Here is a 20,282-nt window from a genome sequence, read left to right on the forward strand (position 1 = left end):
AATGTTATCCAGATATTTTTTCGAGATGATACTTCCTGCCTTCGGCGATACTTTGAAAATGATCGCAATCACCATGTGCATTTCTATCGTGCTCGGGGGATTGGCCGGAATGGCAATGATGATTACGCATCCAAGTGGATTAGAACCCGATCGTAGAGTCTATGGAGTGTTGTCGTTTTTCGTTAATACAATACGAAGTCTACCGTTCATTCTACTAGTCGTTATTCTTGCTCCACTGACAAGATTGATAAACGGTAGCATTGTCGGCATTTATGCCGCGATTATTCCGATGAGTATCGGCGGGATTCCATTGGTTGCCAAATTGTTGGAAAATGAGTTTCTTGCGGTACAACCGGAAGTTATCGAAGCGGCGATATCCTATGGCGCGAGCAAGCTACAAATATTTTTCTATGTAGTATTAAAAGAGAGCGTGCCGGGAATTATCAATGGGCTGACGCTTGCGACTATAAGTTGTGTAGGCGCTACCGCTATGGCTGGCGCAGTGGGTGCTGGCGGTCTGGGGGCCGTCGCATTGAATCAGGGATTCTACAGTTATAACAACGAGGTGCTTTACTTAAGTGTAAGTTGTATTATCCTGATTATTGTCGTCATTCAAAAGTTCGGAAACATCTTATACAAACTATCGATTCGATGATCAAAGGAGGATTTTATGAAATCAGTTGTAAAGAAAATATTGGCAGCGACTCTATGTTTAACGTTTGCCGTGGGACTTGTCGCCTGTTCTGGTGATCAAGCAGCGAAGGGAAAAGGAGGTAAGGAAGCGATTAAGATTGGAACCTTTCCCTCCACGACACAATTGCCGAACATATTGAAGGACTCTCTAGCTGATGAATATGATGTGGAGATTGTGCTGTTCGACGGAAATAATATGCCTGCTGAGGCATTGAACGCTAAAGAACTCGACGGCATTATCGGAAACGGCGACAAATGGCTGGCCACCTATAATAAAGAGAACAACACAAATCTCGTAATGGTCGACAAGTTGTATTCCCACTTTTCGGGACTGTATTCGGAAAAATATAAGTCGACGGAAGAGTTCCCCGATGGGGCGAAAATCGCCATTGCTAATGACCCGACCAATGTTAATAATGCCTTGAAGTTGCTCCAAAACTCCGGATTGATCGACTTGAGTGAAAAGCCGGGAAGCGGTAATGTTTATACAACCTTAGACATTACGAAAAACGATAAAAATCTGAAATTTATGCAAATGGATCTCACCATGATTGCAAAGAATATGAAAGATGTAGACGGTGTAGTAACTTCTGCCATCCTGATCAAAGAAGCAGGCGGAGATCCGATGTCCTTCTTGGCATTACCGAATCAGGAAGATTTGCAAAAAGACGGTTTAATCGTGAATGCGGATGATCAGTATAAAGGATGGGTCAAGAAGGCCGTAGAAGTCGGGCATACAGAGGAAAACAAGAAAAAACTTATGGAAGAATTGGAAGGCACGGCTTTTCTTCTAGAAGATGCAGATGCGTTCTTTGCAAAGAACAAAGCGGAATAACTGGGTATAAATATGTTTGATGCAACATATCTACAAGACAGAGCGAAATTACTGCAAGACATTCTGAACCTTGAGGCAAAGATAGTCGGTATAAAATTTCTGTTTACTGAAAGAGAATTTGAAGCAGCTAATGTGGAGAGAATGGAAAATAAGTCCACTTATTGCAAAATGGTTTACCGCGCTTCGAGAGGGGAGAGCATCAAGGCCGACTTTGATAACTTTGGCTGTTTTGGCGCTGCACGTTCTTTGGGAATAGTAGGTGTCGATGAATACTATACATCTGGCAGGTTTTTTTATCCTAGAGGTCTTTATAAAGATATGGCCATCTCTCGAGAGGTCAGCAATGCGATAACGCGATGTGATCATCATATTCATGGTATTCGGATCAGTCCATTAGAAAAATTTGATCAACAACCCGATGTTATTATTATCATCGGAAACAATCGTCAAATTATGCGATTAGTACAGGGTTATACCTATTCTTTTGGTGTCTGCAAGAATTTGAAGATGATGGGAAATCAGGCGATATGCAGTGAAGCCACCGCGACGCCATATGTATACAATGATATGAATCTTACTATGTTGTGTAAGGGCGCGAGAATGAGCGGGATTGGCGGAGAACACGGCGATGGTTTGGCCATGGGCATTGTGTATAATAAATTTGAAGGTCTAGTAGAAGGTGTAGGGATGACTGCTACCGCCGTAGAAAACAACGAGCGGAAAACAGAGATTGCCGAAGCCACCGATGAATTTCCTGTGGTTAAGGATACGGGGTACAATGTTCCTTTTTTTGAAAGAGATTTCAATTATTTTAAAGATGGCCTTAAAAAGACTAGTGCAGAGGAAGAGTTATTTGACGATATTTACGATCCTAAAAATAAATGAGCTCACCATAATAAAAGGTCGCCGATTTTCGGCGGCCTTTTATTATGGATCAATCATCGAAAATAAATTTGAATTCGTAGCGATGCATATGTTAGAGTAATCGCTAGAGTGAAAATTCTTCTTTCGAAAAACAATAGGAGTTTGCTGATAATCATAAAAAGTTCTTGTAAAAATCATATGAAGCCTGTATAATGGATAAGGTAAAGACGGGGTGTAGCGCAGTTTGGTAGCGCACATGGTTTGGGACCATGGGGTCGCAGGTTCAAATCCTGTCACCCCGACCAAGGGAAACCTCTGTCGGGCATCGATTCTATTACGGGGTGTAGCGCAGTTTGGTAGCGCGCATGCTTCGGGAGCATGAGGTCGAAGGTTCAAATCCTTTCACTCCGACCAAAAATCCGCAGTTGTAGCTGCGGATTTTTTTGTGCGATTTTTTCTGAAAAATAGATTGTCAAGAAAATACCGATTTTGTCACTCCGTGGTTCATGTGGTATATTTATCTATGACTGTGATCGCCTATGCGATCAGGCCAATGTACGGAAAAAAGGTATAGTCAGTAATGTCAGAAAGGAATGTAAAATGGATTTTATGCAAGATCTGCGCGACCGCCTCAAATGTCGCGATATCCGAGTCGTCTTCCCGGAAGGGCAAGATCCCAGAATTCTTTGGGCCGCTGCAGAGCACCAAAAAGAAGGTCTGATCCACCCCATCGTATTGGGCTTTAAGAACGAGATCGAAGCCACCGCAGAGCGCGAAGGCATCGACATTTCGGGTCTGGAAATCGTAGAAATCGGTCAATATGAACACATCGACGAACTCGTCGAAAAGTTCGTAGAACGACGCAAGGGCAAGATCGACGAGACCCGTGCGCGCGCACAATTGCACGACCCCAACTACCTGGGTACGATGATGGTGTATGCGGGCTATGCCGACGGTATGGTTTCCGGTGCCGTTCACACCACGGGCCAAACCATTTTGCCGGCGCTGCAAATCATTAAGACCAAAAAAGGCGTAAGCCGTGTATCGGGTCTGTTTATCCTCCTGCGCGGAGACGAAAGATACCTTATGGCTGACTGTGCCATCAACACGGAAATGGACGCGCCCACTTTGGCGGAAGTCGCCGTTTCCACCCACGAAACCGCAAAACAATTCGGCTTCGATCCCAAACTCGCCATGCTGTCCTTCTCCACGAAGGGTTCCGCCAAGGGCGACAGCGTAAAGAAGGTAGAAGTTGCGACCTATTTGGTCAACGAAAGCCATCCCGAAATCAATGTAGACGGCGAGCTGCAATTTGACGCCGCCATCGACCCCGAAGTCGCCAAGAAGAAGGCGCCGGGCTCCGAAGTTGCCGGCCAAGCCAATGCCTTTATCTTCCCGAACTTGGAATGCGGAAATATCGGCTACAAGATCGCCCAAAGACTCGGCGGATTTACGGCCATCGGCCCGATCCTGCAAGGTCTCAATATGCCGGTTAACGACTTGAGCCGTGGCTGCAACAAAGAAGAAACCTACCAATTGGCATTGATTACCGCTGTACAGGCCTGCCTCGGAAAAGAGTAAAAAAAGCGCCCGCAAGGGCCTTTTTTTCTAGGATAAAAAAGAGAAGGAAGACTTATGGACGGATTTGAACGATTACAGGAAATCCTGAAAAAAGAAGAGCGCGTCGCCGTCGCCTATTCCGGCGGGGTGGACTCGTCCTTTTTGATGGCCGCCTGCGTAGACGCATTGGGCGCGGAGAATGTGCTCGGCATCTATGTGGAGACGGCGCTGCATCCCAAGCGGGAGCGCTTTGACGCCTATGTGCTTGCGCAGATGCGCGGCTGGACGGTGAAGGTGCTCGAGGTCGATATCGCCGACAAAGAGGAGATTTTGAGAAACGACGAGCGTCGCTGCTATTTCTGCAAACGCGTCATTTTTGCACAGTTGCGGGCGTATGCCGAGAAGAAGGGGATCTCGGTGATCTTAGACGGTACAAATACGGACGATCTCGGGGAATACCGCCCGGGGGTCGAGGCGCTTTCGGAACTCGATATACGCAGTCCCTTCCGGGAAGCGGGCCTTTCGAAGGCGGATATCCGAAAACTGTCGAAGTCGGTCTATGATTTGCCGACGTGGAATAAGCCTTCGCAGGCGTGTCTCGCCACGCGCATTCCCTACGGCACCCCGATTCGCGAGGAAGACCTCGAAAAGGTAGAAAAAGGCGAGGCGTATCTGCACGAGTTGGGCTATTTGACCTGCCGACTGCGCCTTCACGGCGTGGTGGGGCGGGTAGAGATTCCCGAAGAGGACTTCGAGAAGTTTTTGACGCGCCATAGCCGCGACGTCGCGGCCTATTTTCGGGATCTGGGGATTTTATACACCGCTTTAGATGTGTTGGGCTTTCGCTCCGGTTCCGGCACCGCCGTATTGGAGCGGCGATGAGAGCGCTGTATATCGATCCCTTTAGCGGGATCAGCGGCAATATGTATATCGGCGCCCTGTTGGATATGGGGGCGGAGATCGGCCCGTTTTTAGAGGGAATTGCGCCCCTCGGGGTCACCGTGGAGGACATTCTCCTGAAAAAGGTCGACCGGAAGGGCATTCGCGCCACCTATTTCAATCTCAAAGGCGAAGAAGAGAAGCTCCGGGCCCATGAACACGAGCACGCGCACCATCACGAACACGAACACGGGCATACGCACAATCATACCCACGGCGGCCACCGGACGCTCGCCGATGTGATGGACTGTATCGACAAAAGCGCCTTTGACGACGAGGTCAAGATCCTCGCCAAGGCGATCTATATGCCCCTCGCGCGGGCGGAGGCGGCGATTCACGGCAAATGCCTTGCCGATGTGCACTTCCACGAAGTGGGCGAAACCGACGCCATCGTCGACGTGTTGGGGGCGGCGTATTTTACCTTTGCATGGGATGTGGAAGAGATCTACGTGGGAAAGATCAACGCCGGCTTCGGCACGGTGCATTGCGCCCACGGCAACTACCCACTGCCCGCGCCCGCCACGGCGAAGATCCTCGCCGATTTGAACGCGCCTTTGGGCGGCATGCCCGTAGAGACGGAACTGACCACGCCGACGGGGGCTGCGATCTTAAAGGGGATCGGCGCGCAATATCGGCCCATGCCCGAAGGGCGGATTCTAAAGAGCGCGTATGGCGCAGGCACCAAGGACGGCGCCTGGGCCAATGTGCTCCGGGTGCTTCTTTTGGAAACAGAGGAAGCGGAGGCGCCGATCTGGTACAGCTGCAATATCGACGATATGACCGGCGAGGAACTGGGCTTTTGCATGGAGAAACTGTTCGAAGCCGGTGCAAAGGACGTGACCTTTACGCCCATCTATATGAAGAAGAATCGGCCGGGCCAGCGGATCGACGTATTGGGGGCGCGCGCCGATGCCGAAGCGCTGAAGGAAATCCTATTTACGCATACCACCACTTTGGGGATTAAGGAAATTCCGCTAGAAAAGATCGAACTCGCCCGCACCGTCGAAAGCGGTACGATCGGCACGTGGGCGGTGCGGACCAAGACCGCCCGCTACGGCGATCGAAAAAAGGCGAGCCCCGAATACGAGGATCTGCGCGCTCTGGCGACCGAGGAAGACATCAGTCTGCGCGCTGCCTACGGCCTGTGGGAGAGACGGCGATGAAAAAGAAGTTTTATGCCGTTCGCAAGGGCAAGACGCCGGGCATTTACGAAGACTGGGACAGCTGCAAGGCGCAGGTGCACGGGGTAAAGGGCGCGGTGTATAAGTCCTTTGCCACGCGCGCCGAGGCGGAGGCCTTTCTTTCGCCCGCGGATGCGCCGACACAAGACGACGGCCTGATCGCCTATGTAGACGGCTCCTATCGCCATGCGGACAAGAGTTACAGCTACGGCGTGGTGCTCTTAGACGGCGAGATGCGGCGCGAATACAGCCGCCGTTTTTCCGGAGAGATGGCGGAGATGCGCAATGTCGCCGGCGAGATACTGGGCGCGCGCAAGGCGATGGAAGAGGCGATCGCCTTAGGATATGACCGGCTGATCCTCCACTACGACTATGCCGGGATCGAGCACTGGGCGAAGGGGGAATGGAAGCGCAACAAAAAAGGAACCGCAGAATACAAGACATTCTACGATTCCGTAAAAGACGCGTTGTCCGTGCGCTTCGTCAAAGTGGCGGCCCATACGGGCGTCGAAGAAAACGAACGCGCCGATGCCCTCGCCAAGGCGGCGGAGTTTTAGGGCAACTGACGCATGGGGATGCCGTTTTTTGTAAGCAGGTGCACGGCGTATTCGTCGACGCGATAGGCATGGCGGTAGACGATTTCGTCGATTCCCGCCTGAATCAACGCTTTTGTGCAGTTTAGACAGGGAAAATGGGTAACATAACAAATAGTTCCCTTCGTGGAAATTCCCTCTTTGGCGCAGTATAGCAATGCGTTTATCTCGGCGTGGATCGTGGCGATACAGTGGCCGTCGCGCATGGTATGTCCGATCTCGTCGCAATGGGGGTTTCCCGCAACGGAACCGTTGTAGCCCGTGGAGACAATGCGGTGGTCGCGGTTGACCAGCACGCAACCGACGAAGGCGCGATCGCAGGTAGAACGGCTTGCGACCATCTCCGTAATTTCCATAAAGTAAGTATCCCAAGATTTTCTCAAAACAAAACCTCCTTTGGCTAAGTATACCACGGGAGGATGAAAGGAGAGAGGATGAAAAATACCTTAAACGAATTTAAAGAGTTTATCGCCCAAGGCAATGTCGTCGACATGGCCGTCGGTGTCATCATCGGCGGTGCCTTCGGAAAGATCGTCGCATCGCTGGTAAACGACATTCTGATGCCGTTGATCGGCCTCGCATTGGGCGGCGTCGATCTGACGAAGATGTACGTAGCACTGGACGGAAAGAGCTATTCGGATCCGGTAGCGGCGGCAGAATCCGGCGCACCCCTTTTGGCATACGGGAATTTTATTCAAAATATCATCGATTTTCTGATCATCGCCTTCGTCATTTTTATGATCTTAAAACAAATCACCAAGATCAAGGGACGCTTCTCCAAGAAGGAAGACGAACCCGCGGCTACGAAAGTGTGCCCCTTCTGTAAAGAAGAAGTACACATCGACGCGACGAAGTGCCCCCACTGTACGGCAGATCTGGAGGCTGTCTGATGCCATACGGCCTCGTACTCGAAGGAGGCGGCGCCAAGGGCAGTTACCAACTGGGAAGCTATATGGCTTTGCAGGAAGAGAACAAAGACATACGCCTCGTGGTAGGCACGTCTATGGGCGCCTTAAATGGCGCCTTTGTCGTTCAGGGAAATACCGACGTGCTGGTGAAGGTGTGGTCTATGAGTACCTTTGACGAAAGTCGGGATCTGATGGAATCCTTGGCAGTGTGGCGGGGAAATATATACGATCCGATCCAGCTCGCCCGCACCGCCCGCGCCGCCTCGCGCATGGACATTCGGCCCCTTCGAGAGCTGATCCACCGCCATATCGACGAAGATACGATCCGCGCCGCAGAAGTCGATTACGGATTGGTGGTCTACAGCCTGACCGAGGGCAAGACCAAGTTTTTGTACCTCGACGACATTCCCCGGGGGCAGCTGGGGAAATACATCCTCGCCAGCTGCTGCTATCCCGTGTTCAGTCCCATAAAGATCGACGGCAATCTGTATGTAGACGGCGGGATCGGCAATAACCTCCCCTACGAGATGGTCCTCGCCCGGGGACTGGATCCGATCATCCTACGCACCAATCCTCCCAAGGCGGAGGACCGCTTCCCCGAAGGGGCGACGGTGATCGGGCCGGACCGGCCGGTGGCGGATACCATGCACTTTAACCCGATTTTGGCGCCCGATCGCATGCGTACGGGATATCGCCACGCCAAGCGGATACTGGGCGGCTACGACGGTTTGGATTATACCTTTTTTCCCATCGACGAAGCGGAGGCGATGCAGCGGCTATCGGAGCTATTTTTCTTCCGAAAGGAGGACTTTCGCTATTTGGTGGCGGAGAAAGGGAGTTTGGAGCGGGGCATCGTAGAGACGCTCTGGCCCCAACTCGCCCGGTCGCTTGCGCTTCCCGAGGCGTATAGCTATAAGCAGCTGTATCTTGCGCTTATCGAAGCGCGGGCACAGCAGCTGCATTTCGATCCCGACCGCATTTACCATGCCGACGGGTTGATTCGGGAGATGGAAGAGAAAGAGGGCATAAGCCCCCGGGTGGAGACCGTGCTCGAGCGGGTGCTGCACCTGTTGTTTCGCGGAAAGAGGGTGGCGATTGGATAAGGAAAAAATTCAAGATATACTCAATCATCACGAGCCGGGTCCCTTGGATCTGGACCACCGCTTTGCGGTGCTCGTCGCTTTGGCGGAGGTGGACGGGGAGGCGCACGTCATCTTCGAAAAGCGCTCTATTTTGCTGAAAAACCACACCGGCGAGGTCAGTCTGCCGGGCGGAAAGATCGAAGCGGGCGAGACGCCTAAGGAAGCCGCCATCCGCGAGACCGTAGAGGAGCTTCGCATTCGCGAGGAGCAGATAGAGATTCTGGGCGAGGCGGATTATTTGGTGCTGCGCACGGGCAAGGCCGTCCACTGCTTTATCGGCATCCTCCACGACGTGGTGATCGACGAGATCGAGCCCGAGCCGATGGAGGTCGCCTATGTATTTTCGGTGCCCTTAAAGATTTTTCTCGAACAGGAACCGGAAGCGCATATCATCGAATTCAAAAAGGACAAAGACGAGGGCTTTCCCTACGAGCTCATTCCCAAAACCACGGTGGCGCCCTTTCGAAACGTACAGGACCGCATCTACTTTTATAAGGAGGCGCGGGAAAAAGAACAGATCGTCTGGGGCATGACGGCAAAAATCATGTACGGCGTGGCGCGGTTGTTGCGCAAGGGCTTATAGGCCATCGGACATCCCCGCAGAGGCGGGGATTTTTTTGTGTCCGGATAATTACAAAAGCATTACATTGCGAAAAACCCGTTGTATTGGTTCTATGGATTTGGTACGATACCCCACGTGAATCGAAGAAAAAGTTACAAATTGTAATATTTATACCGTAAAGTCCATAGAAGTATGACAAAGGAGTTTTAACGTGATGAAGAAGTCCATCGTAGCCTCCGCATTGGCGCTCAGCCTTTTGTTGCCCGCAGGTCTTGCCGAGGCAAAGACCGTAACCGTAAAGACCGCCGGCGATGCGCCCAAACAATACAATACCGAAGCCGCGACCGTCGGCGAATTCTTACAAGAAAATGACATCGTCCCCACCGGCGGCATCGTTTCGTTCCCCGCTTCCAAAACCGCTTTGAAAGAAGGCGACAGCGTAGAGCTGAAGAGAGGATATGAGATCACCATCGCAGACGGCACCGAAGAATACGTCCGCTCCGTGTCCTCCAACCGCGTGGAAGACATTTTGCGCGAACTCTCCATCGAATTGAAAGAAGGAGACAGCGTGACCCCGCCTCTGGACAGCACCGTCGAAGACGGCGAAGTGCTCCGCATCAACCGCGCGGCGGAAAAGACCGTGACCGAAACGATCGAGATTCCCTTTGAAACCATCACCCGCGAAAACCCCGAGTTGGAGCAGGGCACCGAAAAGGTGGTACAAGAAGGCGTCACCGGCGTGATCGAAGAGACGCGCGTGGTAAGCACCGTAAACGGCGAAGAAGCGAGCCGGATCGTCATCGGTTCTACAGTAAAGACCGAAAAGCAAGATCGCATCGTCGAAGTGGGCACCAAGGTTCCCGAAAACACCATCCACGGCAAGAAGTACAGCCGTAAGATTACCATGAAGGGCACCGCCTACGACCCCAGCGCCGGCAGCATGACCGCATCCGGCACGAGAGCGCGCGTAGGCGCCGTGGCGGTCGACCCCCGCGTCATTCCCTTGGGCACCAAGCTCTATATCGAAAGCGCCGACGGCTTCCCCACCTACGGTTTTGCCGTAGCGGAAGACACCGGCGGGGCGATCAAGGGCAATCGGATCGACCTGTTTTACAACACCCGCGGCGAGGCGAATCGCTTCGGCCGCCGCAATGTCACCGTATATGTATTGGAAGATTGACAACAAAAAAAGGATGCAGCCGTAATGGGTTGCATCCTTTTTTCTGTTACACAAATGGCGGCGTATCGGTCTTTTTCTGTTCCGCGAGGGCCGCAAGCTGTGCATCCGCCGCCTCTTTGGGCAGCAGATAGGCGGCGGGGTGGTCGCCGTAAAAAATATAGTAATGGCGATCCGCCTCGCAAATGCCGCGGATCTCGTCGAAGGAGAAGCGCACATCGCCGTCTGCGAGGGCGCCGTCTTCGATGGTTACGGTATGTTCGCCCAAGGGAAGATCGTCTTTCATGCGGGCGATCAGCGATTTGAGTTTTTTTCGCATGCTGCGCTTAAAAAAGAACACATAGACAAAGGGCCAAAGTACGAGGACGCCTGCCAAGGGGAGCAGGTCTTTTATGGATTTTTCCGTAAAGAGGTAGAAGATCGCCACCGCCACAAAGACCGCCATGGGCAAAAACTGCTGAATGCGCATGGTGCGCTTGGCGGCGGGGTTGTTTAAGAACATAAACCATTGGTAGCGAAAGTAATCTTCTTCCGAAAGGGTAAATCGATGTTTCATATTGCCTCCTTTTTTGTATTGTACCCCAAGGCGGGCTTTTGCGGAAGAGCGCGCCGCCGGTGCGGGATGTGATAAAATAGCCTAAAGAGCCGTAAGAGGAGGAATGACATGGCATATGTGGAATTTATCGAATCGAGCAAGGTGTACGGATCGGGGCCGGCGGCCACGGTCGCAAACGACAAAATCTCCTTTTCGATCGAAAAGGGCGAGTTTGTCGTGATCCTCGGTCCGTCGGGGGCGGGGAAGTCCACGATCTTAAATATCCTCGGGGGAATGGATACCAACGACAGTGGACAGGTGCTGGTCGACGGAAAGGACATCGCGCAGTATTCCGACCGGGAGCGCACCCGCTACCGCAGAAACGAAGTGGGTTTTGTGTTTCAGTTTTACAACTTGATCCCCAATCTGACGGCGCTGGAGAATGTAGAGCTCGCCAACGCCATTGTAGACGACGCCCTGGATGCCCGCGAGGTGCTGGAAAAGGTGGGGCTTTCTCACCGCATGAACAATTTCCCGTCGCAGCTTTCCGGCGGCGAACAGCAGCGGGTCGCCATTGCCCGGGCGCTGGGGAAAAACCCGAATTTACTCCTCTGCGACGAGCCCACCGGCGCATTGGACTACAACACGGGAAAGAAGGTGCTGCTGCTTTTGGAGGAGAGCTGCCGCAGGGAAAACCACACCCTGGTGGTCATCACCCATAACAGCGCCATCGCAAAGGCGGCGGATCGAGTGGTAGAGATCGCCGATGCCCGGGTGCGGGGGGTCCGTACCAACGAAGACCCGACGCCGATAGAAGAAATCGAGTGGTAGTATGAAACCGAGACAAAAAGATTTTTGGCGAGAGATCGCCGGCGGCAAACTGCGGTTTTTGTCCCTGTTTTCTCTGATCGCCATCGGCGTATTCGTGCTGGTGGGGCTCACCGTAACGGGGCCGATTATGCGGCGCACCGTTTCGGACACCCTAAAGGCGAGCAATGCCTACGACCTCAAGCTGTCGGTCAAAGCGGGACTCGAAGACGAAGACTTAAAGCGGATCGACGCCTTGACGGGCGTGCGGGATTCGGAATACTTTCACCGCGCCTTTTTGCAGACCGACGGCAGAAAGACATTAGACGTATCCAGTATGCCGCGGCGCATCACCCGACCGGTGATTGTAGAGGGCAAGGCGCCGATCTCGCCCGGGGAGATTTTGTTGGACCGAAGCTTGAAGGATACCTACGCGATCGGCGAGAAGCTGCACTTTGTGCGGGAAGAAGACCCGCTGGATCCCGATGCGCCGCCCGTACTGAATCGCTACGATTTTACGGTGACGGGTTTTGCGACGAGCGCGGAGTATCTCGACGAGTCGGAAAAGGGCACCACGCAAAAGGGCGATAAGATCGACGGCTTTGCCTATATTCCGCCCCTTGATTTTCGCGATCCCACCATTACCGACGCGCATTTTCAGTTTAAGGACCTCGAAGGCGTCGCCGTAGGCAGTGCGGAATATAGCGAGAAAAACGCCTCCCACCGCAAGGGATTCGAAGAGATCTTTCGCGATCGACCCGAGGCGCGGCTGTCGGCAGAGCTCGATGAAAAGCGCGCAGACATCGCCCAAGGCAGAGACGAAATCGACGAGGGCTATCGCGAGCTCGAAGACGGAAAGAAAGAGATACAAGACGCTGCGGCGCAAGTCGCCCACGGAGAAAAAGAACTCGAAGACGGCCGGCGCGCGTACGCGGAGGGCATTGCCGAAGGGGAAAAGACCCTCGCGGCATCGCTCGATTCCCTGCGGCAGGCGCGAAAGAGCATTCTCTTTCAAGAGGATCGCTTAAGCGTGGGCGAACGGGCGCTCCTCGACGGCAAGAGTCGCTGGGAAGCCGCCGCGGCGGAACTCGCCGACTCGCGAGGTACGGCCATAGCGGGGCTTTCGGGGATCGAGGACGCCTTTCGTGCGCTCAAAGAAGAGGAGGCGCTCCTCGCCGAAGCGCGAAAGAAACTGGAAACATCGCCCGCGCCGGCGGATCCGATGCCGCCGCTTCCCTATACCGAAGCCGAAGTCGCCGCGTTTCAGCGCGAGAGCAAAGAGATTGCCGACGCCCTTCCTGCCGCGGAATCGAATCTTCGTGCGCTCGAGGCGGAGCGGGATCGCCGTCGCCAAATGCGCGACGCCCTCGCCGAGGAGATCGGGATAGCGGATGCCGAAGCGGCGGCGGGGCACATCGCCGCCCTCGAAAAACAGATCGCGCAAGCCGATGCGGATATCGCCCGCTTACGGGAAACCGCGCCCGCAGAAGGAGAAGAGATCGAAGAAAAACTTCGGGCTCTGGAAGGGGAACGGGCGGCCCTTGTGAAGAAGCGCGACGCCCTCGCCGACGAGCGGGATGCGGCGAAGAACCACCCGCGTGCACCGGAATATGCACAGGCGAAAAAAGACGCCGAAGCGGCGGAATCGGCCTATGCGGCGGCCCAACAACAGCTTGCAAAAGATGAGGCGCGCATCCGCACCCTCGAAGAGAAGATCGCCGCACAGAAGGCCGCGGAACGAAAGCGGCGGGAGATTTCGAAAGCGGCGCGGGAAAAAAACGCCGCCTACGAGCGCGAACTCGCCGCGCAAAAAGACGAGCTGGCACGCGCCAAAGCCGAACTCGAAGAAAAAGCCCGCCTCCTCGAAGAGAAAAAGCGCGAACTCGAGACAAAGCGCACCCAGGGAGAGGGCGCGCTTCAAGAGATCGAAGCCGCAGAAGCGGAACTCGCGCGCAACAAGGCGGCGCTCGCATCGCGGGAAGAAGAGATCCGTGCGGGCAAGGCACAGCTGATCCTCGTCAAAGAGGCGTTGGGGCGGGGCGAAGCGGAATGCGCCGCCGGCGCATCGGAACTGGAAGAGAAGCGCAGGACGGGCGCCGCGGAGCTCGACGCCGCGGCGAAAGAGCTCTGGCAGGGCCGTGCGGATCTGGAGGCGGCGCGCAGGGAATACGCCGAGAGAGAGCCCGAAGCCTTGCGAGAACTGAAAGAAGGCGCGGAGGATTTGGACCGGGCCGAGGAACTATTGACGGTCCTGCGCAAGCCCACCTATACGATTACGCCGGCGAACGAAGAGACGAAGGTCTATACCTTCCTCGACTACGCCAAGCGGATCGATCTGCTCGCGGGGATCTTTCCCGTGTTTCTGTTTGCCATCGCCCTCTTGCTCGCATCGACGGTGACCAATCGCATGGTCGAGGAGCAGCGCATTCAGATCGGCACCTATAAGGCGTTGGGCTACGGCAATATGGACATCGCCGCAAAATACGTTAAATTCGGATCCTTGGCGGCGCTGTTGGGCGGCATACCCGGGGCGCTGGCGGGGAACTTCTTCTTAAGCCGCGTGATCGCCGACGCCTACTTCAGCGGCGGTGCCTTCTTCGTCCTGTCGATGGGGCTCTATCCCCTACACATCGTCCTCGCGATCGCGGCGGGCATCCTCGCCACGGGACTGATCGCCTTTTTGAGCGTGCGGGGCAGCCTTACCGAGCGCACCGCCACGCTGCTTTTGCCTAAGCAACCGGCAAAGGGCACGCGGATCTTCCTCGAGCGCATTCGGCCGCTGTGGGCGCGCATGACCTTTTTGCAAAAGGTCACCTCGCGCAATCTCTTCCGCGACAAAAAGCGCATGGCCATGACCGTGATCGGCGTCATGGGCTGTATGGCGCTATTGGTGCTGGGCTTCGGCATCCGCACCTCCGTCGACGGCCTGGTGGATAAGCAGTTTGGCGAGATTACCCGTTTCGACCACATCCTATTGTACGAGCCCCTGCTTTCGCCCGAGGATCACGACGCATATCAGCAAGAGATCGCAAAGGATCCGGACATTCTGCGACGCGCCACGGGCCGGCTGGTACGCCTCCGCGTTCCGTATTCAGAGGGGCTTGCGCAACCGGTGAATTTGATCGTGCCCGAAACGGAAGCGGCGCTCGAAGACGTCGTCGTGCTCCGCGATCCCAAGACCAAAGCGACCGTCGATTTGACAGACGGGGCGGTCATCACCGAAAAACTTGCGAAGATCATGAAGCTTTCCCTCGGCGATTCGATCCGCGTAAAAGACGAGGACGACAGATTCCACGACATCTCCGTCGCCGCCATCACCGAAGGCTACGCGGGCCACTATATGTATATGAACCGCACGACCTACGAGCGGGTATTTGCCGCGGACTACAAGGCGAATACGGATCTGGTGTATACGGCGGGCAAGGACATCGCCCGCTACCGGGACTACGATTCGGTGACGGCGCTGTTGGATACGTCGGGGATTCGGCATATCGTCGAGCAGGTGACCGACAATATCGGCTTTATCGTGTTGGTCATCCTCGTGGCCTCTTCCACCCTCGCGGTGGTGGTGCTCTCGACGCTTACGAGCATCAATATTCAGGAGCGACGACGGGAGATCTCGACGATCCGGGTATTGGGCTTTTATCCCGAAGAGGTCACCGCCTATATCTACCGGGAGACCGGGGTGCTGACCGCCGTGGGCATCCTCGTCGGCTGTGTGGTGGGAAAATACCTCCACGCCCTGGTGATCTCGCTCGTCGTGCCCGACGGCGCCATGCTCGACCCCGCGCTGGGCGCGGCGAACTATTTGATTCCCGTCGCCATCACCCTGGCGATTTCCGTGGTGCTGATGTTCTACTTCCACCGAAAACTGCAGAAGATCGATATGGTGGAGGCGCTCAAGGGCGTAGAGTAGTTGCCTTCGGGGTAAAAATATGCTATACTGTTTAGACCGAAAAAGGGCCCATGCGCCCTTTTTTATTGTCTAAGAATCGAAACGTAAGAAACGAAAAGAAAGAAAGGTGTGTATGAAAGAAAATAAAATGGGTTACGAGCCGATCCCCCGGCTCCTCATACAGATGTCGCTTCCGATCGCCCTTTCTATGTTGGTGCAGGCGCTCTACAATATCGTCGACAGCGTCTGGGTCTCCCGCATCGGCGAGGACGCCTTGGCGGCGGTTTCGATGGCCTTTCCCCTGCAGCTGTTGATCAATGCCCTTTCCATCGGGATCGGCGTGGGGATGAACGCCTTGCTTTCCCGCTCTTTGGGCGAGCGAAATGTCAAAAAGGCGAATCTTACCGCCCAGACCGGCGCCTTTTTGATGCTCGTGACATCGGCGCTGTTTGCGGTGGGAGGCGTCGCCGTGGCGCCTTCATTGATCGGCATGCAGACCGCCGATCCCGGGATCTACGCCGACGGGGTGAGCTATCTGCGGATCTGCTTTTTGTTCAGCTTCGGCCTGTTCGGGCAGATCTATATGGAACGGCTTTTGCAGTCCACGGGCCGGGCGGTCTTGAGTATGTATACGCAGATTTTCGGCGCCGTGCTCAATATGGTCCTCGACCCGATTCTCATCTTCGGCCTCGGGCCCTTTTCGCCCATGGGCGTCGACGGGGCGGCCATCGCCACAGTGAGCAGCCAGATCAGCGCGCTCCTGTTGGGCTTTTATCTGAACGTAAAAAAGAACCCCGAGCTGGAACTTGCGCAGCCGGGCTTTCGCCTAAACGCAGACATCATTAAGAGCATCCTCGCCGTGGGGATTCCCAGCGCCATTATGATGTCGGTGAATTCCTTCTCGATGTTTTTGATCAACGCGATGCTCGCGGTCTTCGGCTCCACCGCCATCGTCGCCTACGGGGTGTATTTTAAGGTACAGAGTTTCGTGTTTATGCCCATCTTCGGCCTAAACAACGGGATGATCCCCGTGATCGCCTACAATTACGGCGCGGGGTATCGCACGCGGATCTACGAGATAATACGGATCGCCTATAAGGCGGCTACGGTGATTATGGTCTTGGGATTTTTGGCATTCCAGTTCTTCTCGCCGCAGCTGATTGGCTTTTTCGATCCCTCGCCACAGCTCTTGGAGATCGGGGTCACGGCATTTCGGATTATTTCGTTTTCCTTTATCTTTGCGGGCATCAGCATTATCAGCTCCGCCGTATTCCAATCCTTAGGAAACGGCATACTCAGCATGATCGTCAACTTGATCCGCCAGTTGGTATTGATCATTCCTTTGGTCTTTGTGCTGAGTCGAACCGGCGTGCTCGCCAATGTGTGGTTCGCCTATCCGGCGGCGGAACTCTTTACCATGGGAATCGCGATTTTCTTTATGCGAAAGATCGATCAGGCGAAGATTCGAAATCTCGAGCCCATCGAGGAACCGGAGGCATAAAATAAGCATCGACTTTGTCGATGCTTATTTTTATTTCAGAAACTTGCCCAAGACCCCACCCAGGGAGTCGACGATGTTTTCGCCTTGGCCGCCGCCCAAACTGCGGAGCACGTCGTCTAAGCCGAAGCCGTCGTCGTCTTTTATGGTTTCGATTTCTTGCTTGGTGACCGTTTCGAGATCCTTGCCCTTCGCCTTTTCTTCCGCGAGCATGGCGGCGATGGCGGGGGAGAGTTTCTCGAGGACGGCATCTACTTCTTCTTTGGAGGCGCCGGATTTTTTGGCGATCTCTTCGGCGACATCGGTCTGTTTGCCTTCAAAGACCTCGTCGAGCATTTCCCGTCCGTCGGCGCGGTCGACGCGGTCCAGATAGCCGCCCACATCGCCGGAGACGGCTTCGCCCTTGTAGCGATCGATTTTCTCTTCCAATTTGGGGCGGGCGTTTTCGCTTTTGGATTTTTGCCAGAGCCCGAAGAGGATCACCGGAATGGCGAATTTGGCCGCCTGTGCGATGGATTCGGAGTTTTTGCCGCCGAGTTTTTGGATATTTTTTTCGTTCTTGAGCACGTCGTTGCCCAGTTGATCGAATAAGCCCATATAGACCTCCCGTAAATATGCCTTGTGTCGTTCTTTCTGTCTGTATCTTACCCCGAATCAAAATTTTTATGCGTCCGGGGCAAATTCCCGTCCCGTTTCTTGACGGGTCGCGGGGGTGTTGCTATAATTCACTTGAGGTTGAAATTCCATAATCCCGACAAACAGCGATTTCTCCCCCGTTACGCGTCCATATTCGGACATCCGTTTAAGTGCATGAAGGAGTGTAGAAATGGGAAAAGAATTTAAGTTTTTTCTGAAACAAGGGGTCGGCGCACCGCCGGAACCGGTTGTGGAAAAAGGCGACTCCGTAAAGCGGGGCCAAGTGATCGCAGATTACGATCCCGAGAAATTGAGTGTACCGCTTCACAGTTCCGTGAACGGAAAGGTAAAAGAAGTACACGAAGACTATATTCTCGTGGAACAGGGCGACAAGAGCGACGATTTCATCAAATTGGAGCCCGGTAAAGACGATGCCGAAACGGTACGCAAGGCCGGCATCCTCGGCATGGGCGGGGCAGGTTTCCCGGCTTATGTAAAAATGGGTACGAAACTCGAGGAAGGCGGATACATCCTCTGTAACGCCGCCGAATGCGAACCGATTCTCGAACACAATATGCTGCAAATCATGGAAGAAACCGAAGCGCTCATCGGCGGTATCCAAATCGCCATGAAGTCTACCGGTGCGGCAAAAGGGATCATCGGCATTAAGCTCAAACACAAAGAAGAAATCAAGCATATCAATAAATTCCTGAAGGAAAAAGGCATCAAAGACATTCGCTGCCTGCCCCTCAGAAATGTATATCCCGTAGGGGAAGAGCGCGCATTGGTACGCGATACCGTAAACGTATTGCTCGAACCCGGTGCGCTGCCCGCGGCGGCAAACTGCGTCGTATTTAACGTGGAAACCCTGTGTGCCATCTACGAAGCCGTAGAACACCACAAGCCCATGATCGACAAATACGTCACCGTAGCCGGCAAGTTCAAGAAATTCAAGAAAAAAGGCGAAAAAGAAATCATCCACATTCCCTACGGCATGATGATCGAAGACATCATCGAAGATTTCGGCGGCATCGACGAGCCCATCGGCGAAATTCTCATCGGCGGCCCCTATACCGGACGCAGAATGTTGGAAAACTCCGCCGTCTACAAACTCTACGGCGGCATAACCGCGGTAGAACCCTTCGCCGAAGCCAAGGGTCCCTTGGGCATCATCCAATGTGCCTGCGGTCCCGCTAAGGAACGCCTCTACGAAATCGCGCAATCCTTGGGACAAGAGCCCATCGGATACCGCGTGTGCAAAAACGCCGTAGAACAAAACAACGGAACCTACAAGTGCAAGGATCCGGGGAACTGCCCGGGACAGGCGGAACACGTGCTCCACTTCAAGAAGGAAGGCGCCAATTCCGTACTGATCGGCCACTGCACCGACTGCTCCAATACGGTTATGGGTTCTGCACCCAAGGCCGGCTTGGAAGTACACCACGCCACCGACGCCGCACTGCGCACCATGGGCATGCCCGTGATCCGCAAGTACGACGAAAGCCAACTCTAAAGACAGATAGGAGGAGACCATGGGAATCGGTCCTTCCACGAAAGAAACCAGTTTACACCACTTTCGCGATCCCCTCGTGGAACTCTTGGGAGAAGATACCGACATCGACTTTCAGGGCGTCGTCCTCGTGGGCACTCCCCAAGACAATGTCGATAAGTATCTGGTCGGCACCCGCGCCGCCCAGTGGATCGAGGGCATGCGTGCAGACGGCGTCATCCTGAGCGCCGACGGCTGGGGCAACTCCCACGTCGACTTTGCCAACACCTGGGAGGAGCTCGGCAAGCGGGGCATCCCCACCGTGGGGGTCACCTTTCAGGGTACGCAAGCCGCATTTGTGGTGAAAAACAAATATATGGACACCCTCGTGGACATCAACAAGTCCGAGGCGGGCATCGAGACGGAAGTCGTCGGCGAAAACAATGTCGACGAATTGGATGCGAAAAAGGCGATCGCCTTTCTCAAACTCAAGATCCGCAAGATGAAATCCCAAAAATAGTCCGACATTTGACAAAAGGGAACGCATATGCGTTTCCTTTTTCTATGTGAAAAATGGCGGGAAAACGCAATGCAAAGATTCGCCGGACTTTCCCAAAACAAAGCAAAACCATGGGGTTTAGAGGTATGAAATGGCGTAAATAAGCCGTTGATAGCCGACTATCGATTTTTCAAATAACTTTTATTTCCCGAGAAATATTCAAATACTAATGTAATTTTATTGACGAAAACTCCCTACCTTTGTTAACATCGTATCTGACGGGGGAATTTCACAAATCGAAATATTCGGGTCTGCAGCAACATGCCTTCGCGAAAGTGCTGCAGTTTTCGTGAAATGGCGTGTAATACCCGCATAGATCGTATGTGGAATTTTGCCTCGCCGACGAAACATCGATTTGAATTCAAATGTATGCAGTTTGTCACGCGTAATGTAAACGTATTCAACTCCG

At 54.0% G+C, this 20,282-nt stretch carries 19 protein-coding genes and 2 tRNA genes; 18 read left to right on the forward strand and 3 right to left on the reverse strand.

Annotated elements, in window-relative coordinates; genetic code table 11:
• The first annotated feature begins 1 nt into the window (after position 1).
• The 9 genes from EL294_RS01585 (at position 2) to EL294_RS01625 (ending at position 6,629) form a co-directional block, all read left to right on the forward strand.
• Positions 2-655, forward strand: coding sequence for a methionine ABC transporter permease (locus EL294_RS01585; RefSeq protein WP_126464787.1), 654 nt, complete (start codon positions 2-4; stop codon positions 653-655).
• A 15-nt stretch (positions 656-670) separates the two neighbouring features.
• Positions 671-1,528, forward strand: coding sequence for a MetQ/NlpA family ABC transporter substrate-binding protein (locus EL294_RS01590; RefSeq protein ID WP_126464788.1), 858 nt, complete (start codon positions 671-673; stop codon positions 1,526-1,528).
• 12 nt (positions 1,529-1,540) lie between these two features.
• Positions 1,541-2,413: a DUF169 domain-containing protein gene (locus EL294_RS01595; protein WP_126464789.1), complete on the forward strand. Its 873-nt coding sequence runs from the start codon at positions 1,541-1,543 to the stop codon at positions 2,411-2,413.
• Positions 2,414-2,620: 207 nt separating this feature from the next.
• Positions 2,621-2,697 (forward strand) — tRNA-Pro (locus tag EL294_RS01600).
• Positions 2,698-2,729: 32 nt separating this feature from the next.
• Positions 2,730-2,806, forward strand: a tRNA-Pro gene (locus tag EL294_RS01605).
• Positions 2,807-2,992: 186 nt separating this feature from the next.
• Positions 2,993-3,973 (forward strand): phosphate acetyltransferase, encoded by a 981-nt coding sequence (pta, locus tag EL294_RS01610; protein WP_126464790.1) that lies wholly within the window; start codon positions 2,993-2,995, stop codon positions 3,971-3,973.
• Positions 3,974-4,027: 54 nt separating this feature from the next.
• A complete protein-coding gene (gene larE / locus EL294_RS01615; protein ID WP_126464791.1) occupies positions 4,028-4,834 on the forward strand; it encodes an ATP-dependent sacrificial sulfur transferase LarE in 807 nt (268 codons plus the stop codon).
• Positions 4,831-6,054 (forward strand): nickel pincer cofactor biosynthesis protein LarC, encoded by a 1,224-nt coding sequence (gene larC, locus EL294_RS01620; protein ID WP_126464792.1) that lies wholly within the window; start codon positions 4,831-4,833, stop codon positions 6,052-6,054. The genes larE and larC overlap by 4 nt, the downstream gene beginning before the upstream one ends.
• Positions 6,051-6,629, forward strand: coding sequence for a ribonuclease H1 domain-containing protein (locus EL294_RS01625; RefSeq protein WP_126464793.1), 579 nt, complete (start codon positions 6,051-6,053; stop codon positions 6,627-6,629). The genes larC and EL294_RS01625 overlap by 4 nt, the downstream gene beginning before the upstream one ends.
• Here EL294_RS01625 and EL294_RS01630 read toward each other — a convergent pair.
• Entirely contained in the window at positions 6,626-7,048 is a 423-nt protein-coding gene (locus tag EL294_RS01630) for a deoxycytidylate deaminase (protein WP_126464794.1), read from the reverse strand. The genes EL294_RS01625 and EL294_RS01630 overlap by 4 nt on opposite strands.
• A 51-nt stretch (positions 7,049-7,099) precedes the next feature.
• On the opposite strand from EL294_RS01630, the gene mscL reads away from it, so the two are divergent.
• The 4 genes from mscL (at position 7,100) to EL294_RS01650 (ending at position 10,457) form a co-directional block, all read left to right on the forward strand.
• Positions 7,100-7,555: a large conductance mechanosensitive channel protein MscL gene (mscL, locus tag EL294_RS01635; protein ID WP_126464795.1), complete on the forward strand. Its 456-nt coding sequence runs from the start codon at positions 7,100-7,102 to the stop codon at positions 7,553-7,555.
• The gene (locus EL294_RS01640; protein ID WP_126464796.1) at positions 7,555-8,676 is read left to right on the forward strand and encodes a patatin-like phospholipase family protein; all 1,122 of its coding nucleotides are present in this window, start codon (positions 7,555-7,557) and stop codon (positions 8,674-8,676) included. The genes mscL and EL294_RS01640 overlap by 1 nt, the downstream gene beginning before the upstream one ends.
• Positions 8,669-9,298, forward strand: a complete 630-nt coding sequence (locus tag EL294_RS01645; protein WP_126464797.1) for an NUDIX hydrolase — start codon at positions 8,669-8,671, stop codon at positions 9,296-9,298. Before EL294_RS01640 ends, EL294_RS01645 begins: the two co-directional genes overlap by 8 nt.
• A 193-nt stretch (positions 9,299-9,491) precedes the next feature.
• On the forward strand, positions 9,492-10,457 hold the full coding sequence (locus tag EL294_RS01650; protein WP_126464798.1) for a resuscitation-promoting factor: 966 nt from the start codon (positions 9,492-9,494) through the stop codon (positions 10,455-10,457).
• Positions 10,458-10,503: 46 nt separating this feature from the next.
• On the opposite strand, the gene EL294_RS01655 is transcribed toward EL294_RS01650, so the two are convergent.
• Positions 10,504-11,010 carry a hypothetical protein gene (locus tag EL294_RS01655; RefSeq protein ID WP_126464799.1) on the reverse strand — a complete coding sequence of 169 codons (507 nt, stop codon included), beginning with the start codon at positions 11,008-11,010 and terminating at the stop codon, positions 10,504-10,506.
• A 108-nt stretch (positions 11,011-11,118) separates the two neighbouring features.
• Here EL294_RS01655 and EL294_RS01660 point away from each other — a divergent pair, with 108 nt between their 5' ends.
• From EL294_RS01660 to EL294_RS01670, 3 genes are all read left to right on the forward strand, one after another.
• Positions 11,119-11,820 (forward strand): ABC transporter ATP-binding protein, encoded by a 702-nt coding sequence (locus tag EL294_RS01660; protein ID WP_126464800.1) that lies wholly within the window; start codon positions 11,119-11,121, stop codon positions 11,818-11,820.
• A 1-nt stretch (position 11,821) separates the two neighbouring features.
• Complete coding sequence (locus EL294_RS01665) at positions 11,822-15,712, forward strand: FtsX-like permease family protein (RefSeq protein ID WP_126464801.1); 3,891 nt, start codon at positions 11,822-11,824, stop codon at positions 15,710-15,712.
• Between the two features lie 112 nt (positions 15,713-15,824).
• A complete protein-coding gene (locus EL294_RS01670) occupies positions 15,825-17,192 on the forward strand; it encodes an MATE family efflux transporter (protein WP_126464802.1) in 1,368 nt (455 codons plus the stop codon).
• Positions 17,193-17,222: 30 nt separating this feature from the next.
• Here EL294_RS01670 and EL294_RS01675 read toward each other — a convergent pair whose 3' ends face one another.
• Entirely contained in the window at positions 17,223-17,786 is a 564-nt protein-coding gene (locus EL294_RS01675) for a DUF937 domain-containing protein (protein ID WP_126464803.1), read from the reverse strand.
• A 229-nt stretch (positions 17,787-18,015) separates the two neighbouring features.
• On the opposite strand from EL294_RS01675, the gene prdC reads away from it, so the two are divergent.
• Together prdC and EL294_RS01685 are read left to right on the forward strand one after the other, a co-directional pair.
• Positions 18,016-19,338, forward strand: coding sequence for a proline reductase-associated electron transfer protein PrdC (gene prdC, locus EL294_RS01680; protein WP_126464804.1), 1,323 nt, complete (start codon positions 18,016-18,018; stop codon positions 19,336-19,338).
• A gap of 19 nt (positions 19,339-19,357) precedes the next feature.
• A complete protein-coding gene (locus EL294_RS01685) occupies positions 19,358-19,834 on the forward strand; it encodes a glycine/sarcosine/betaine reductase component B subunit (protein ID WP_126464805.1) in 477 nt (158 codons plus the stop codon).
• Positions 19,835-20,282: the final 448 nt, after the last annotated feature.

Source organism: Aedoeadaptatus ivorii, assembly GCF_900638585.1.
Classification (GTDB): Bacteria; Bacillota; Clostridia; order Tissierellales; family Peptoniphilaceae; genus Aedoeadaptatus; species Aedoeadaptatus ivorii.